General features: G+C 61.5%; 15 protein-coding genes. 8 read left to right on the top strand and 7 right to left on the bottom strand.

From position 1 onward, the window contains the following. Window positions 1-62 precede the first annotated feature (62 nt). Both E8A46_RS08505 and E8A46_RS08500 read left to right on the top strand, forming a co-directional pair. Window positions 63-191 (top strand): hypothetical protein, encoded by a 129-nt coding sequence (locus E8A46_RS08505; protein ID WP_291559411.1) that lies wholly within the window; start codon window positions 63-65, stop codon window positions 189-191. Between the two features lie 224 nt (window positions 192-415). Next, window positions 416-616 carry a hypothetical protein gene (locus E8A46_RS08500; RefSeq protein WP_291559409.1) on the top strand — a complete coding sequence of 67 codons (201 nt, stop codon included), beginning with the start codon at window positions 416-418 and terminating at the stop codon, window positions 614-616. Between the two features lie 743 nt (window positions 617-1,359). On the opposite strand, the gene E8A46_RS08495 is transcribed toward E8A46_RS08500, so the two are convergent. Next, window positions 1,360-1,683 (bottom strand): hypothetical protein, encoded by a 324-nt coding sequence (locus E8A46_RS08495; protein ID WP_291559407.1) that lies wholly within the window; start codon window positions 1,681-1,683, stop codon window positions 1,360-1,362. Window positions 1,684-1,860: 177 nt separating this feature from the next. Between E8A46_RS08495 and E8A46_RS08490 the strand changes: the two genes are divergently transcribed. Beyond that, window positions 1,861-2,631, top strand: a complete 771-nt coding sequence (locus E8A46_RS08490; RefSeq protein ID WP_291559405.1) for an AAA family ATPase — start codon at window positions 1,861-1,863, stop codon at window positions 2,629-2,631. Window positions 2,632-2,740: 109 nt separating this feature from the next. Here E8A46_RS08490 and E8A46_RS08485 read toward each other — a convergent pair whose 3' ends face one another. The 4 genes from E8A46_RS08485 to E8A46_RS08470 all read right to left on the bottom strand — a co-directional run bounded on the left by E8A46_RS08485 (window position 2,741) and on the right by E8A46_RS08470 (window position 7,785). Next, a complete protein-coding gene (locus tag E8A46_RS08485) occupies window positions 2,741-2,935 on the bottom strand; it encodes a hypothetical protein (RefSeq protein ID WP_291559403.1) in 195 nt (64 codons plus the stop codon). A gap of 310 nt (window positions 2,936-3,245) precedes the next feature. Then, window positions 3,246-3,479, bottom strand: coding sequence for a hypothetical protein (locus E8A46_RS08480; RefSeq protein ID WP_291559401.1), 234 nt, complete (start codon window positions 3,477-3,479; stop codon window positions 3,246-3,248). A gap of 197 nt (window positions 3,480-3,676) precedes the next feature. Continuing rightward, window positions 3,677-6,775, bottom strand: coding sequence for an excinuclease ABC subunit UvrA (gene uvrA, locus E8A46_RS08475; protein WP_291559399.1), 3,099 nt, complete (start codon window positions 6,773-6,775; stop codon window positions 3,677-3,679). Window positions 6,776-7,035: 260 nt separating this feature from the next. Continuing rightward, window positions 7,036-7,785, bottom strand: a complete 750-nt coding sequence (locus tag E8A46_RS08470) for an outer membrane beta-barrel protein (RefSeq protein WP_291559397.1) — start codon at window positions 7,783-7,785, stop codon at window positions 7,036-7,038. 471 nt (window positions 7,786-8,256) lie between these two features. Here E8A46_RS08470 and E8A46_RS08465 point away from each other — a divergent pair, with 471 nt between their 5' ends. From E8A46_RS08465 to E8A46_RS08445, 5 genes are all read left to right on the top strand, one after another. After that, a complete protein-coding gene (locus E8A46_RS08465; protein WP_291559395.1) occupies window positions 8,257-8,754 on the top strand; it encodes a single-stranded DNA-binding protein in 498 nt (165 codons plus the stop codon). 95 nt (window positions 8,755-8,849) lie between these two features. Then, the gene (locus tag E8A46_RS08460) at window positions 8,850-9,248 is read left to right on the top strand and encodes a DUF2306 domain-containing protein (RefSeq protein WP_291559393.1); all 399 of its coding nucleotides are present in this window, start codon (window positions 8,850-8,852) and stop codon (window positions 9,246-9,248) included. Between the two features lie 225 nt (window positions 9,249-9,473). Beyond that, entirely contained in the window at window positions 9,474-12,191 is a 2,718-nt protein-coding gene (gene gyrA, locus E8A46_RS08455; RefSeq protein WP_291559391.1) for a DNA gyrase subunit A, read from the top strand. Window positions 12,192-12,321: 130 nt separating this feature from the next. Further along, complete coding sequence (locus E8A46_RS08450) at window positions 12,322-12,894, top strand: carbohydrate-binding family 9-like protein (protein WP_291559389.1); 573 nt, start codon at window positions 12,322-12,324, stop codon at window positions 12,892-12,894. 18 nt (window positions 12,895-12,912) lie between these two features. Continuing rightward, on the top strand, window positions 12,913-14,376 hold the full coding sequence (locus tag E8A46_RS08445) for an FAD-binding protein (RefSeq protein WP_291559387.1): 1,464 nt from the start codon (window positions 12,913-12,915) through the stop codon (window positions 14,374-14,376). 160 nt (window positions 14,377-14,536) lie between these two features. Here the strand turns inward: E8A46_RS08445 and E8A46_RS08440 are convergent, their stop codons facing one another. Beyond that, entirely contained in the window at window positions 14,537-14,872 is a 336-nt protein-coding gene (locus E8A46_RS08440) for a PRC-barrel domain-containing protein (protein ID WP_291559385.1), read from the bottom strand. Between the two features lie 104 nt (window positions 14,873-14,976). Next, window positions 14,977-15,267, bottom strand: a complete 291-nt coding sequence (locus E8A46_RS08435) for a hypothetical protein (RefSeq protein ID WP_291559383.1) — start codon at window positions 15,265-15,267, stop codon at window positions 14,977-14,979. Window positions 15,268-15,713 lie beyond the last annotated feature (446 nt).

The following is a 15,713-nucleotide window of genomic DNA, read 5'->3' as shown; positions in this document are numbered from 1 at the left end:
CTTATAAGCGAGAATGCGGCCTTCGTGGGGGAACTTGTCAAAATCACCGCGGGGAGTGGATCATGGGCAATGAAAAAGGTCCCAACATCAAGAAGAAGCAGAAGTGCAAGAATTGCGAAGGCAAGGGCCTGCTCAAAAAGGGCGACAAGGTCGTCAAATGCCAGCGCTGCGGCGGGACGGGGTTGCGGTGAAGTAGCGACGAAACCTGCGTCCGTCATTCCGGGGCGCGAGTGACACGAGCGAACCCGGAATCTTGAGATTCCGGGTCTGGTCCTTCGGACCATCCCGGAATGACGATGCTGAATATCGGCCGGCCCCGCCCATTAACAAACGCCGCTGAATCTGGTTGAACTGCAGCGAAGCAGGCGGCCATCGGGATTCGCCGATCGCTTGTCCATCTCCAGGGGGATCATCCATGAGACTCATCCTCACTCTGCTCGGCATTGCCTTGCTCATCATTGCCGGGGTCTATTTCCTGATACCAGGGGAGCAGTTGCCAAGCTTCTTTCCCGGCCATGAGTCGGGCGTGATGCGGGTGCATATCAAGCACGGCGTGGTCGCAGCGGTGGCGGGCCTCGTGCTGCTGGCGGCGGGATGGTGGATGGGACGCAGGTGAGGGGACATCGCGCCAGGCCCGGCGCGCTCCCGATTCGAATTTCAAACAGCTTACTCTGGCGTCGTCGCCCGGCTTGACCGGGCGATCCAGTATTCCAGAGACGGCTCGTACCTATCGAGATATCACGGCGTACTGGATGCCCCGCTTGAAGCGGGGCATGACGATCGAGGGACATGACTTCGCGATCTCGCCGCTTGTTTAGCGCGAGTTTTGCTTTTTAACTTCCGCCCTCCCTTCAGAGGGCGTGGGGAATGCCGGGTGCCCAGTGCACCCGCAGCCTCGTGTGCGCATGGTAGTGGTAAATGCACACGAGTATTCACAGCGAGTTCACCGGAATCGCCCGGCATTCCCGCACGCAATGGTTTTAACGGTTTCCTCCGCGCTCTCCCCGGTGACCGGGCTTTCTTGCCACCGTCGCCGGCGGAATCGCTTCCGCCAACTTGACGCCAGCGTCGGGGCGTCAGGACCACACGGCTTTGCCGTCCGCATCGGCGCCGCTCGTCTCGCGTCGCTGCCGCGTCCATCGCATCCAACCCCGCGTCCGTGACGATCGCGATACGCCCCTCTGTGGGGTGGACGGCGGAATCAATAAAACTGCTTCTACCAATCGGTGAAGCGAAATATTTTTGCAAAGAAGGCTGGACAGCAAATTTGTAAAACAGCCCGTCGGGCAAATCACCATCCCGATTTCCGTTCGCCGGGACGACGAACTGATATGGCATGGCGTTCCCGACGAGACCGCCTCACCGCAGCTTGCGCACGTGAACATTGATATCAAGATCGATATCGCTGACGCAGGTTTGCGCCGTGCGGTGAGAGCCACCTTCATGCCAGCGGCCCTTGCGCGCATGGGCATCTCTGACATTGGCCAATCTCAGGCATCGCCATTGCGGAAGCGGGCCTGAACTGTCGCCGGCAAACTGCCAGGCGAGCACGACCTCTTCGCCGCTTCGGTTGGTGCCGATGATATGGGGGCACAATTCGCGATACCGGCCGTCATAGAGGCAGGTGGTCTGCTGCTCCCTGAGGATGGCGCTGCGGAAAAGATTGTAGGCCGTGCTTGGCATGGGGGCGGGGCCTTCGATGACCGATCAATCTGGCTGGACAGAGTTCAAGCACATCTTACCTCGAGCCGGCGCGGTCGACCCGTTGGGCGAAACATCACTTCCATTCAAACGATGTTCCTGTAATGTTCTATCGAGGGCTTGTCTGGGAGCTTCAGTCACGTGGAGCGGGGGCGAAATATGAGTTCAAGGCGAAATCGCACCATCAACATGCCGGCGCCGTATCTGAGGCGGCTCTGGCTCGATCCGTCGCGCATAGCCGATCGCAAGGCCTATCCGTTCTGCCTGCCTTTTCTCGGGGATGATTTCGAGCTGAGCCTCGATCGCTCCATCACCATCATCGTCGGCGAAAACGGCACCGGGAAGTCCACGCTGCTCGAGGGAATAGCGGTGCTCGCCGGGTATGACGAGGCCGGCGGCGGCAAGGGCTATCGCCCGGTCGATCATTCCAACGCGCTTGAAGTAATGGGCGGTGAGCTTTCGAAGGCGCTTCGCGCGAGCTGGCTGCCGAAGATCACCAACGGCTGGTTCTTTCGCGCGGAGAGTTTTTTCTCCGTCGCGAGATATCTGGATGAGGCCGCCCGCGGAACGCCCGGCCCGCCGCCCCCGGACTTCCTCTCCCATTCCCACGGCGAAGGCTTCCTGCGCTTCTTCGAGGAGCGCTGCCAGCGGCAGGGCATCTTCATCTTCGACGAACCGGAATCCGCGCTGTCGCCGGCGCGCCAGATGGAATTTCTGAAGCTGATGCATCGGATGGAGCAGTCGACCATCTGCCAGGTCGTCATGGCCACCCACTCGCCGATCCTGATGGCCTATCCCAACGCACGCCTGCTGCGGCTGACGAAATATGGCCTGGAGCCGGTGACCGTCGAGCAGACGGATCACTTCAAGGTGATGTGCGAGTTCTGCGGCGATCCGGCGGGGTTTGTGGAGGCGGTGATAGCCAATTGATGGAGATCGCCCGAGCGCAGGAGGACGAGTTGCATGCGTATTGCAGTTTATGCGTGCGTCGAGAGAAGAGGCGGCATGCGGTTCTGTAGCCCTGCGAACCGGCTGACGGTCAGTGCATGGCCCAGCTGGCGAGACGCCAGGACACCGAGCCCAAAAACCAAAGCCATCCGCCCATGGAAACGGCGACGACAACAATATAGAACGTCAGCAGCGCGTGATCCGTCAGGGATGATCGCGGAGCCGGCTGGTCCCGATCGTGGATTTTTGTCCCTTGAGCTGTTGTCATGGCCTCGTACGTCGTCACGTCAGCACCGTCCGTTCCCTGTCATTCCCATTAGTCACGATTTCGATCGCGACGGTTCACCGGGCGGCAAATTTGTCGCAGGTCAACCTAACCGCTTAACGTTACCGGCGATTCCCGGTCGGGTCTGTGAACTCGATCACACATCGGATCGGTTCAGTAAAAACCCAATGGCCGCCTCCCGACGCCGCCGACGCTAACGGTCGCCGGGCGGTTCTCACGGTCTCGCATTGGCGAATGTTGATGGCGTATCCGAATACCCGGCTATTGATGATGGGCCCCGGGGCAGGATGACGCGAGCGCGCGGGTCGCGCTAATGTTCGCGGGAGCCGAAGATATAGCCCAATAAAGCGGTCAGCAGCGGCAGCAACAGATTCAAAAGAACCAGTTGGGCCGCCTGCAGCCAGAACGACCGGAAGGCCTGGCGATGTTCGTGCGCATCCTGGGCGTATTCCTTCATCAGCCTGAGCCGGTCCAGATCGACTGCCTGGCTCGCCGAAATCTGCCGCAGCGGATCGAGAATATTGACGCATTGGTCGAATGCCACCGCGCGATCGGCAGCCTCGCTCGCCGACGGGCCTTGCGCCGGCTCGCCAGCCGGTGGGGTGGCATGAGTCTGACCGGTGGGGGCGGGCGAGGGTGATGTCGCGGGTGAGGACGGGGTTGCGGCCGGAGCGGAAGGCGATGGAGAAGGCGAGTTAGCGCTTCATGACTGGAGCAAACAAATCTCCACTCCTTCATAGCTCACTCCGCCGCCTCGCTCGCCCCACGCTTCTTCCTGCCGCCGTCCGCCTTCGCCAGCACCGGCGCCAGGAATTTCCCCGTATAGCTGCGCGGCGCCTTGACGATGTCCTCCGGCGGGCCCCAGGCGACGATTTCGCCGCCGCCGTCGCCGCCTTCGGGGCCGAGGTCGATCACCCAGTCGGCGGTCTTGATCACCTCGAGATTGTGCTCGATCACGACGACGGTATTTCCCTGCGATACCAGTTCGTGCAGCACCTCGAGCAGCTTCTTGACGTCGTGGAAATGCAATCCCGTGGTCGGCTCGTCCAGGATGTAGAGCGTGCGCCCGGTGGCGCGCTTCGACAGTTCTTTGGCCAGCTTGACGCGCTGGGCCTCGCCGCCCGACAGCGTGGTGGCCTGCTGACCGACATGGATGTAATCCAGCCCGACGCGATGCAAGGTTTTAAAGGTTTCGCGCACCCGTGGCACCGCCTTGAAGAATTCGGCGGCTTCCTCGACCGTCATGTCGAGCACGTCGGCGATCGACTTGCCCTTGAACAGCACCTCCAGCGTCTCGCGGTTGTAGCGCTTGCCCTTGCAGACGTCGCAGGTGACGTAGACGTCGGGCAGAAAGTGCATCTCGATCTTGAGAACGCCGTCGCCCTCGCAGGCCTCGCAGCGGCCGCCCTTGACGTTGAAGGAGAACCGCCCGGGCTCGTAGCCGCGCGCCTTGGCCTCGGGGAGACCGGCGAACCATTCGCGGATCGGGGTGAACGCCCCGGTATAGGTCGCCGGATTCGAGCGCGGGGTGCGGCCGATCGGCGACTGGTCGATGTCGATGATCTTGTCGATATGCTCCAGCCCCTCGATGCGGTCATGCGGGGCGGCGCCTTCGCTGGCGTTGTTGAGTTTTCGCGCGATGGCTTTGTAAAGGGTATCGATCAGCAGCGTCGACTTGCCACCGCCGGAGACGCCGGTGACGCAGGTGAACAGTCCCAGCGGAATCTCCGCCGAGACGTTCTTCAGGTTATTGCCGCGGGCGTTGACGACCTTGATGGTGCGGCGATGGTTCGGCGGCCGGCGCTCGGGGATTTCCACCGACAATTCGCCGGTGAGGTATTTTCCGGTCAGCGAATTCGGGTTGCGCATGATGTCGGCCGGCGTGCCCTGGGCGACGATGTGGCCGCCATGGGTGCCGGCGCCGGGGCCGATGTCGAGCACATAATCAGCTAAGCGAATCGCGTCCTCGTCGTGCTCGACCACGATCACGGTATTGCCCAAGTCGCGCAGCCGCTTCAGGGTTTCCAATAGCCGCGCATTATCGCGCTGGTGCAGGCCGATCGAGGGTTCGTCCAGCACATAAAGAACGCCGGTCAGCCCCGAGCCGATCTGCGAGGCCAGCCGGATGCGTTGGCTCTCGCCGCCCGACAGGGTGCCCGAGGCGCGCGCCAGGGTCAGGTAATTGAGGCCGACATCGAGCAGGAACGTCAGCCGCTCGCGGATTTCCTTCAGCACGCGGGCGGCAATCTCGTTCTGCTGCGCGTTGAGCGCCTTCGGCACGGTCTCGAACCATTCGCCGGCGCGGCGCACCGACAGCTCGGAGATTTCGCCGATATGCTTGCCGCCGATCTTGACGCACAGCGCCTCCGGCTTGAGGCGATAGCCGTGGCAGGCTTCGCAGGGAATGTCGGAAAAATACTTGCCGAGTTCCTCGCGCGCCCACTCGCTCTCGGTCTCGCGATAGCGGCGGTCGAGATTGGTGATGACGCCCTCGAACGGTTTCTTGGTGTCGTAGGAGCGCACACCGTCCTCGTAGGAGAACTTGATCTCGTCGTCTCCCGATCCATGGAGCAGCGCATTTTGCGTCTTCTTCGGCAGGTCCTTCCACTTGGTATCGAGCGTGAACTTGTAGAATTTGCCGAGCGCGGTCAGCGTCTGGATGTAATAGGGCGAGGATGATTTGGCCCATGGCGCGATCGCGCCCTTGCGCAGGCTCAGCTCCTTGTCGGGAATGACGAGGTCCTCGTCGATATGCTGCTCGATGCCGAGGCCGCCGCAGGCCGGGCAGGCGCCGTAGGGGTTGTTGAAGGAGAACAGCCGGGGCTCGATTTCCGGAATGGTGAAACCGGACACCGGGCAGGCGAATTTCTCCGAGAACAGGATCCGCTCCGGCCCGCTCTTGTCGTGGATTTTGGCGACTTTCTTTGTCGCTGGCTCGCTCTGCTCCCTCCCCCCTTGCGGGGGAGGGTCGGGGAGGGGGGTGGCCCCGGACGCCTGTGCGCGTGGCTTACCCCCCTCCCGGCGCTTCGCGCCGACCTCCCCCGCAAGGGGGGAGGTAACTGAGGCGGAGTCGGCGCTGGCAGGCGCATCCGCATATTCGATCACCGCGAGCCCTTCGGCGAGCTTCAGCGCGGTTTCAAAACTTTCCGCCAGCCGCTGGCTGATGTCCGGCCGCACCACGATGCGGTCGACCACGACGTCGATGTCGTGCGGGAATTTCTTGTCGAGGGTAGGCGCGTCGGCGAGCTCATAGAACGTGCCGTCGATCTTGACCCGCTGGAACCCCTTCTTGAGATATTCGGCGAGTTCCTTCCTGTATTCACCCTTGCGGCCGCGCACCACCGGCGCCAGGAGATAAAGCCTGGTGCCTTCGGGCAGCGCCAGCACGCGGTCGACCATTTGCGAGACGATCTGGCTTTCGATCGGCAGGCCGGTGGCGGGCGAATAGGGCACGCCGACCCGCGCCCACAACAACCGCATGTAGTCGTAGATCTCGGTGACGGTGCCGACGGTCGAACGCGGATTCTTCGAGGTGGTCTTCTGCTCGATCGAGATCGCCGGCGACAGGCCGTCGATCTGGTCGACGTCGGGCTTCTGCATCATCTCCAGGAACTGGCGCGCATAGGCCGACAGCGATTCCACGTAGCGCCGCTGTCCCTCGGCGTAGATGGTGTCGAAGGCGAGCGACGATTTGCCCGAGCCCGACAACCCCGTGAACACCACGAGCTTGTCGCGCGGGATTTCGACGTCGATGTTCTTCAGATTGTGTTCGCGCGCGCCGCGAATGGTGATCGCGCGCTGGCTGTTGTGTTGGCGCTTCGCCCTGATCACTTCATCCATAGCGATATTTCCAGGCGCGTCGGGCGCGCGGCTTTAAGGACGCGCGCATCGCCGGGAATACCGGGATCGGACGCCAATGGGTTCGCTCGGAACATAGGAAGAACGAGAGAGGATTTCCAGTGCTCCGTGCAAACCGTCAACGGTTTGTTGCGGAACCAGGTTGCAATGGCGGCAGCAGGCAGTAGCGCCGTATCGACGCCAGCAAAAAGGCCGGCGCGAAGCCGGCCTTCTTTAGCTAAGTCGAGACGCTCGGACCGCGATCAGTATTTCGCGACCACCGGGCCGCCCCAGCGATAGTTGACGCGGACCGTGACGAGATCGGCATCGCCGCGAATGCGGTCGGAACTCACCAACGTAGCGTTGGCGAGAGTGGTGAAGTTGGTGTTGTTATTGGCGATGAACAGATGGTCGTATTCAAGCGCTGCCGACCAGTTCGGCGCAAAGCTGAATTCGAGTCCGGTTCCGACCGTGCCGCCCCAGCGATTGTCGCCCGATGACGTTGCAACGACGACGCCGCCAGTGAGCAGATCATTGCGATCGGCGACGACGGCCGCGCCGCCCTTCAGATAGAGCAGGGCGGTATTCCAGGAGTAACCAATCTGTCCGGTAAACAGACCGAACGCATCCATCCGCGACCGATTGACGGTGGGGGGATTAAGGACGCTGACATTGCTGCCGCTGAGATTGGCCCAATCACCCTGGAATTCCAGACCATACACCCAGGAGCCGGTTTGGAAGCGATAACCGATTTGACCACCGGCGACGGCGCCTGAGGTGGTATGGCATCCGTCGGCCGCAATGAAGATGCCCGCAGCCGTAACCGAATCGAAGCAGCGACGCTCGCTACCCCAGCCACCGTTGATGCCGACGTAAACGCCGCTCCAATCATACGCGGCCGGAATCATCACCGGCGCCTTGCTATAGGTCTGCGCCGGAAGATCGGCAGCAAGCGCGGGCGCGGCGATACCCATCGCCACCACACCAACGACACCCAGCAAGAACCTCTTCATCCCGTTCTCTCCGGCCTCTTGTTCGCTTCGTATGACGTCGAAGCGTTTTGCCCCACCTGCGATCGCCCTGCGATCAGGTTTCAGAATCAACCATAACGGCAGTGGGGAACAAAAGCCGTCTCCGAAATGCAACACTCTGGGGCCAAGTGGGATTTCTGGAAGTGGATGAATTGTAAGGTTTTTCTGGAGGCCGCGGGAACCTCTTTCGCGGTCTTGGAATGAAGGTCAGCCCGGCAAACGATACCGCTCGCGGCCACGATCCCACCGGTACTCTTTTCCAGGAACAAAACTGGAACATTCCGGGATGAAATGCTATATGTGGATAACCGCCGATCCCGGAGCTTGCGGCGCGGGCGAGCGTATAGGGTCGGCGCAAGGTAGTCCCAAAAGTGACCAATGCGGTCACCGGGACCTTGAGCCGATGGCTTGGGGTTGGACCAGTCCCAGTGATGACGAGAGTGGAGAGCGGCGATGGCAGGTAGCGTGAACAAGGTGATTCTGGTCGGAAATCTCGGCAAGGATCCCGAAATCCGGCGCACGCAGGATGGGCGGCCGATCGCCAATCTCAGCGTGGCCACCTCGGAAAGCTGGCGTGACAAGGCCACCGGCGAGCGCAAGGAGAAGACCGAGTGGCATCGCGTCGTCATTTTCAATGAAGGTCTTTGCAAGGTCGCCGAGCAATATCTGAAGAAGGGCGCCAAGGTTTACATCGAGGGCCAGTTGCAGACGCGCAAATGGACCGACCAGGCCGGCGTGGAGAAATATTCGACCGAGGTGGTGCTGCAAGGGTTCAACTCGAACCTGACCATGCTCGATGGTCGCAGCGGCGCTGGTGCCGGCGGCGGCAGTTTCGGGTCCGACGATCAGGCCGGCGATTTCGGCGCCAGCGGACCGTCGAGTGCCGCGCCACGTCGCGCGGTTGCGGCCGGCGCGCGCAACAGCGACATGGACGATGACATTCCGTTTTGATTCCGGTTCTGGAGTCAATTCTTGAGAGGGGCTCGTAAGAACCCGAATTCGCTTATAAAACACAACCTCCACAAGGCGAGTTGGGGGCGCTGCTGATGGGTCTCGCGCCGTTGCTCGATGCCGCGCCGGCGATTCCCATCCATGCCGTCGCGGCGATGGCCGCATTCGGAATCAGCGTCGTCCAGCTTGCCGCTCCCAAGGGGACTTTGCCCCATCGCATGCTGGGCTGGATCTGGGTCGGCCTGATGCTGTCGGTCGCCGTCAGTTCGTTCTGGATTCATCAGATCCGGCTGGTCGGTCCGTGGAGTCCCATCCATCTGCTTTCGATCTTCGTGCTGATCACGGTTCCGCTGGCGGTATGGAGGGCGCACCAGCACCGGGTCGCGGATCATCGCCGCATCATGATCTCGGTCTTCTGCGGCGCCCTGGTGATCGCGGGCCTGTTCACGCTGCTCCCGGGACGGATCATGCATGCGGTTGTGTTCGGCCCCTAGGCCTCTCTTTGGCAGGCCTATTTCCAGGCCCAATGCGGCGCTGGAGAACCGGCGCTGCCGAACTGGTTCCCGGCGCGGTTTCGCGATCGCAAGAAGGCATCCGCCCAGCCTCCTAAGTCTCTGGAAAAACGAAGGGAAAAACCGCTCTGCGGCCCCGCAAAAGGGTGGTTTTGGCGGCCCCGATGCGCTATATGATTCGTAACCAGAACTGACCGGATTTCCCCCTTGTCTGACCTTGAAGATACGAAGCCCGGAGAGCCGCCGGGTCCTTCCGATATTCGTCCCGTATCCATTCTCGACGAGATGAAACGCTCCTACCTCGATTACGCCATGAGCGTGATCGTGGCGCGCGCGTTGCCGGATGCGCGCGACGGTTTGAAGCCGGTGCATCGCCGCATCCTCTTCGCGATGTACGAGAACGGCTTCGAATTCAACAAGCCGTACCGCAAGTCGGCGCGCACCGTCGGCGACGTCATCGGTAAATACCATCCGCACGGCGACCAGTCGGTCTACGACGCGATGGTGCGCATGGCGCAGGACTTCTCCATGCGCGTGCCGTTGATCGACGGGCAGGGCAATTTCGGCTCGGTGGACGGCGATATGGCCGCCGCGATGCGTTACACCGAATCCCGCCTGACCAAGATCGCGCAGCTGCTGCTCGACGACATCGACAAGGACACCGTCGATTACCAGGACAACTACGACGGTTCCTTCCGCGAACCGCGGGTGCTGCCGGCGAAATTTCCAAACCTGCTGGTCAATGGCGCCGGCGGCATCGCGGTCGGCATGGCGACCAACATCCCGCCGCACAATCTCGGCGAAGTGATCGACGCCTGCGTCGCGCTGATCGACGATCCCGCGCTCGGCATCGACGACCTGATCAAGATCATCCCCGGACCGGATTTTCCCACCGGCGGCATCATTCTCGGACGCCAGGGCATCCGCGCCGCCTATCACCTCGGCCGCGGTTCCATCGTGATGCGCGGCAAGGTGTCGATCGACACCATCCGCAAGGACCGCGAAGCCATCATCATCTCCGAAATTCCCTACCAGGTGAACAAGGCCACCATGGTCGAGCGCATCGCCGAACTGGTGCGCGACAAGAAGATCGAGGGCATTTCCGATCTGCGCGATGAATCCGACCGCGATGGTTTCCGCGTCGTGGTCGAGCTCAAGCGCGACGCGGTTCCCGAGGTCGTTCTGAACCAGCTCTACAAGTTCACTCCGCTGCAGACCAATTTCGGCGCCAACATGGTGGCGCTCGACGGCGGCCGTCCGCAGCTGATGAACCTGAAGGACCTGCTCACCCTGTTCATCGCCTTCCGTGAACAGGTGGTGACCCGCCGCACCAAGTTCCTGCTCAACAAGGCGCGCGACCGCGCCCATATCCTGGTCGGCCTCGCGATCGCGGTGGCCAATATCGACGAGATCATCCACGTGATCCGCACCTCGCCGGATCCCAACACCGCGCGCGACACCCTGATGTCGCGCGACTGGGCGGCCAAGGACGTCGCCGCGATGATCACGCTGATCGACGATCCCCGGCACACGCTTGCCCCCGACGGCACGGCGCGGCTGTCGTTCGAGCAGGCCAAGGCCATCCTCGACCTGCGGCTGGCGCGCCTGACGGCGCTCGGCCGCGAGGAAATCTCCCAGGAACTCGACAAGCTCGCGGTCGAAATCGCCGATTACCTCGACATCCTGCGTTCGCGCGCCCGCGTTCAGGCCATCATCAAGACCGAACTCGCCGATGTGAAATCCGAATTCGCAACCCCGCGCAAGACGGTGATCGCCGAGCATGAAGACGAGGTCGAGGACGAGGATCTGATCCAGCGCGAGGACATGGTCGTCACCGTCTCGCATGCCGGCTACGTCAAGCGGGTGCCGCTGTCGGCCTACCGCGCGCAGCGCCGCGGCGGCAAGGGCAGGGCGGGGATGCAGACCCGCGACGAGGATTTCGTCAGCCGTCTGTTCGTGGCCTCGACCCACACCCCCGTGCTGTTCTTCTCCTCGCGCGGACAAGTCTACAAGGAAAAGGTCTGGCGGCTGCCGATGGCGGCGCCGAACGCCCGCGGCAAGGCCATGATCAACATCCTGCCGCTGGAGCAGGGCGAGCGCATCACCACCATCATGCCGCTGCCGGAGGATGAATCCTCCTGGGCCAATCTCGACGTGATGTTCGCCACCACCGGCGGCAATGTCCGCCGCAACAAATTGTCTGATTTCGTTGACGTCCGGCGTTCCGGCATCATTGCCATGAAGCTCGATGACGACGAGGCGATCGTCGACGTGCAGATCTGCACCGAGCGCGACGACGTGCTGTTGACCGCCGCCGGCGGCCAGTGCATCCGCTTCGCGGTCACCGATGTCCGGGTGTTTTCCGGGCGCACCTCGATGGGCGTGCGCGGCATCGCCTTGCCCGAAGCCGACAAGCTGATCTCGCTGGCGATCCTGCGCCATGTCGAGGCGACCTCGGACGAGCGGTCGGCCTACCTGAAAATGCGCCGCGCCGTGGCCGGCGAAGCCGCGGCCGAGGAGGCCGTGGAAGCCGAGGAAGAAACCACCGGCGCCATCCAGCTCAGTTCCGAGCGCTATGTCGAGATGTCGGCGCAGGAACAGGTGGTGCTGACGGTTTCCGTGAACGGATACGGCAAGCGCACGTCATCCTACGAATACCGCACCACCGGACGCGGCGGTAAGGGCATCGTGGCGATGTCCGTCAACAACCGCAACGGCAAGCTGGTGGCTTCATTCCCGGTCGAGGACTCCGACCAGATCATGCTGGTGACCGACAAGGGCCAACTGATCCGCTGTCCGGTCGAGGGTATCCGGATCGCCGGCCGCTCGACCCAGGGCGTCATCGTGTTCGACACCGCCGAAGACGAGCACGTGGTGTCGGTCGAGCATATCGGCGAGGAAGCCGAGAACGGCAACGGAGGCTAGGCGACCGCCCAGCCTGCGCTTCAAATCCACCGAGCAACTGCGATTTCAAGCCGCCGGCGGCGCGCGTGCGGGCCGTTCAGACTATAAAAAGTTGCATGGTGCGGTCGTCACCATCTGATAGCTTTGTCGCATGAAGCTCCTTCTCGTTGTTGCGATCCTGCTGACCGCTCCGGGTGCGCTGGCCTGTGAGCTGTCGCTGGTCACGCCGGCGCGGTCGGTTCTCAAACAGCCCGTTCAGGCAAAAGCCGCGCTTGCGGACGATATCCTGACCGTTGGCTACTCGGTGTCGTCGCCGTCACTGAACGCCAGAAAGAGTCTCGGTCCTCAACAACATCCATATATGTTTGACGTCGTGGAGTTGTTCGTGACGTTTTCGGAAACCGGATTTCCGTATTTTGAGTTCGAAGTATCGCCGTTCAATCAAACTTTTCAGGTGAGGATCGTCGGTCGCACCCTGCATCAGGAAGGCGTCGATCTCGGTCTGATGTCCACAGCGACCGTCGTACCGCGCGGGTGGAGCGCGGAATTGAAGATTCCGCTCAAGTCCCTCGGCTGGAACGGCGATCCCAACGCGGTCAGAGGAAATTTCTATTCCATTCTCGGGCGCGCTCCCCGCAGCTATTGGAGTTCGTTCCTGCCGAAGGCCAAAAAGCCCGACTTTCATCAGCCACAGTTTTTTCAGCCGCTACTGCAATGTGAATAGCGTTGGGAAGGAAACGAGATGGAAAGGCGTGATTTCCTAAAGGGCTCGGGTGGTCTATCGGCGTACCTGATCGTTGGCGGTTCGCTGCTTTCGGTCCGTCAGGCCGAGGCTGCAACGGGTTTGCCGATCGCGGCGCTGCAGGCGTCGCTCGATCCGAAAAAAGACAAGCTGCTGCGTCATGGCGACAAGGCTTCCACAGGCTTCGACACATCCTACAACGCGCGGACGCAAATCTCGCCGCAGGTGCGGGTGGTCGCCGCCAGCGCCGCGTCGGTCGGCGCCACGATCCGCTGGGCCACCGACAACGGAATTGGCTTCGCCATCCGCTCGGGCGGTCATTCTTATGAGGGGTTTTCGCAGAGTCCCGATCTGGTGATCGATGTTCGCGGCATGACCGCGATCAAGCTCTCGGCCGACAAGAAGTCGGTGTCGATCGGCTCCGGCGCGTCGCTCGGATCGGCTTACGGCAAGCTCGCCCCCAGCGATCTGGCGATACCGGCGGGAACCTGTTTTCCCGTGGGGGTCGCCGGCCATTCGCTGGGCGGCGGCTTTGGACTGCTCGGGCGCCCCTTCGGCCTTGCCTGCGACAGCATCCTGTCGATGGAGGTGATCGATGCTGCCGGCAAGATTCTCAACGTAAGCGAACAGGAAAATCCCGATCTGTTCTGGGCGCTGCGCGGCGGCGGCAACGGCAGCTTCGGCGTCGTGACGAACTTCAACTTTCGCACCAGCGCCGTCAACATGGTCGCCAAATTCGCGATCACCTGGAACAAGCCGGTCGCGCAAGGGGTGAAGATCGTGCGGGCATGGCAGGAGTGGCTGGAGGATTTGTCGCCGTCGATCACCTGCACGCTTCACCTGACAAAGGGGAAGGGGGGATTGATGACCCTGCATGTCGCCGGGCTGTCGGTCGCATCCGAAACCAGGCTGAGGGTCGAACTGAAGCGCCTTCAGACCCTGGCCGGTCCGGCAGAGACTCTAAGCACCAGCACGATGACGTTCGACAAGGCGGCCAACATCTTCAACGGCGGCGGTCCTGACACCGCTTTCATGAAGGGAAAATCCGATTACGTGACCGATCCCATGTCCGATCAGGGAATTCTGACCTTGCTGGATGGCCTGCAGAAATCACCGGTGGCGATCGCGGCGCTATGCGACAGCTATGGCGGCGCGATCAACAAGGTGGCTTCCGACGCGACGGCCTTCGTGCACCGGGGCAATACCAGATACTCGATCCAGTACGTCAAGGAGTGGCCCAGTGCGAGCGCTTCGGCCGCCAACATCGTGGCGATGCGGACGCTATATGCGTCGATGCGGCCGTTCGTTTCCGGTGGATGCTACGTGAACTATTGCGATCTCGATCTCGGGGATGGCTACGCCAAAGCCTATTGGGGCGGTAACCTGCCGCGGCTGACGAACCTCAAGGCACAGTTCGATCCGAAGAACATCTTCAGGCATGCGCAGAGCGTGCCGCTGAGCTAGGGCGCGTCCCCCGATAGCGGCAAAACTCCCGTGAGGCAATGAAACGACGCGATGTGCCAAAAGCAGAAGTGATCTATGCGCTCGCTGTATTTTGGCCGCCGCCTGCACCACGACCAGCTTCTTACCGGCGGTAGCATATACTCGCGGCAGGTCGGCTGCTCTACACCGACCAATACTGCGGATGGCGATAGACCGCGGAACGGTCGCCCCAGTCGAAAGCCTCGCCGTCAAGCTCCGATGGGCCGATCCGAAGTTCTTCCAACGTTAGGTTCGTTGTGTAGGCCTTACGCGCCACATCGTACTTCAGCGAATCCCAAGGCACCGGATAGTGGCGTACCTCACCTTTGAGTAATCCGCCGCATCTCACGACCGCGTAGGCAACTGTTCCGCTCTTCTTTTCAAGCATCAGTCGCTCGATCGTGCCGATTTTCTCATCGCCGCGACCGTAGACCGATGCAGTCTCTACGTGATCGCTGGGAACCAGGGTATGAGCCATGGCCAACTCCCTGCACTTCTTCGCCTCCGAACATTCACGTTCAGTAGACCCACCAAAATGTTTGCATTAATCGGATCATCAGCGATTGATGTGGATCAACCGCCCTAGGTGACATGACCTGGTCGGGCAGTCGCGCCAAGGCGAGGTCCCTCGGCATGTCCTTTTAGTGCCACAACGGACATCGGCAGGCGTTCAAAGCTTGCGATCGCTGCGCCGATCTGCGCCACCTCCTTAGCCGGACCAAGTCGGTTGAGCCGAGCCATCAGCGATGCGTGCAAGCTCTCGGGTACGGCGAACGTAGGAGATGGAACCTTGCCAACTGTGCGCCGCGCCGCGTCCTGGTTCTCCGCCTCGAGCACTGCCTTCGTCATCTCTCCGACGAATAGCGGATCCATGAAGCCAACGCTTGTGAAGATCAATCGATGACTAAGGTCGCGAGCATGACGCCACCGATCCCCGCATCGCGCTCGACGTGCTGCAGATAGCTCCGCCTCTTGAGGGCTCGTTTTTAGGGTTTCCCCAAGAAGTCAGATCGCAACCTGTCAGCAAAATAGATCAATGCAATCATGGCGAACGAGAGACAAAACACTTCGCCGGCAAATAGAAAAGCTTGCCCAGCAGTTGTCATGGGCCCCTCCCTTATTTGCTTTATTCGTTCAAGCACCGGCGCATCTGTAAGATTGCCAGCGAAAGCAAATCTATCCCTATGCGACTAGCGACGAATTGATTTGGAACAATGGTGCAATGCGGAAGGTACTGTTGCGCCCGCCCACTTTCGGTCTCCCCCGATTAGGGGACATTCTCAAAAGTTGGCATGTGTCAAAGATGCCAATGACCTACA

Source organism: Bradyrhizobium sp., assembly GCF_004799445.1.
GTDB lineage: Bacteria > Pseudomonadota > Alphaproteobacteria > Rhizobiales > Xanthobacteraceae > Bradyrhizobium.
This window is presented reverse-complemented; position numbering and strand designations above follow the sequence as displayed.

What these genes read in the sequence shown, in the direction of transcription:
- E8A46_RS08505 (WP_291559411.1), top strand. Translation starts at nt 63, where the DNA reads ATGGGCAATGAAAAAGGTCCCAACATCAAGAAGAAGCAGAAGTGCAAG.
- E8A46_RS08500 (WP_291559409.1), top strand. Translation starts at nt 416, where the DNA reads ATGAGACTCATCCTCACTCTGCTCGGCATTGCCTTGCTCATCATTGCC.
- E8A46_RS08495 (WP_291559407.1), bottom strand. Translation starts at nt 1,683, where the DNA reads ATGCCAAGCACGGCCTACAATCTTTTCCGCAGCGCCATCCTCAGGGAG.
- E8A46_RS08490 (WP_291559405.1), top strand. Translation starts at nt 1,861, where the DNA reads ATGAGTTCAAGGCGAAATCGCACCATCAACATGCCGGCGCCGTATCTG.
- uvrA (WP_291559399.1), bottom strand. Translation starts at nt 6,775, where the DNA reads ATGGATGAAGTGATCAGGGCGAAGCGCCAACACAACAGCCAGCGCGCG.
- E8A46_RS08470 (WP_291559397.1), bottom strand. Translation starts at nt 7,785, where the DNA reads ATGAAGAGGTTCTTGCTGGGTGTCGTTGGTGTGGTGGCGATGGGTATC.
- E8A46_RS08465 (WP_291559395.1), top strand. Translation starts at nt 8,257, where the DNA reads ATGGCAGGTAGCGTGAACAAGGTGATTCTGGTCGGAAATCTCGGCAAG.
- E8A46_RS08460 (WP_291559393.1), top strand. Translation starts at nt 8,850, where the DNA reads ATGGGTCTCGCGCCGTTGCTCGATGCCGCGCCGGCGATTCCCATCCAT.
- E8A46_RS08450 (WP_291559389.1), top strand. Translation starts at nt 12,322, where the DNA reads ATGAAGCTCCTTCTCGTTGTTGCGATCCTGCTGACCGCTCCGGGTGCG.
- E8A46_RS08445 (WP_291559387.1), top strand. Translation starts at nt 12,913, where the DNA reads ATGGAAAGGCGTGATTTCCTAAAGGGCTCGGGTGGTCTATCGGCGTAC.
- E8A46_RS08440 (WP_291559385.1), bottom strand. Translation starts at nt 14,872, where the DNA reads ATGGCTCATACCCTGGTTCCCAGCGATCACGTAGAGACTGCATCGGTC.
- E8A46_RS08435 (WP_291559383.1), bottom strand. Translation starts at nt 15,267, where the DNA reads ATGGATCCGCTATTCGTCGGAGAGATGACGAAGGCAGTGCTCGAGGCG.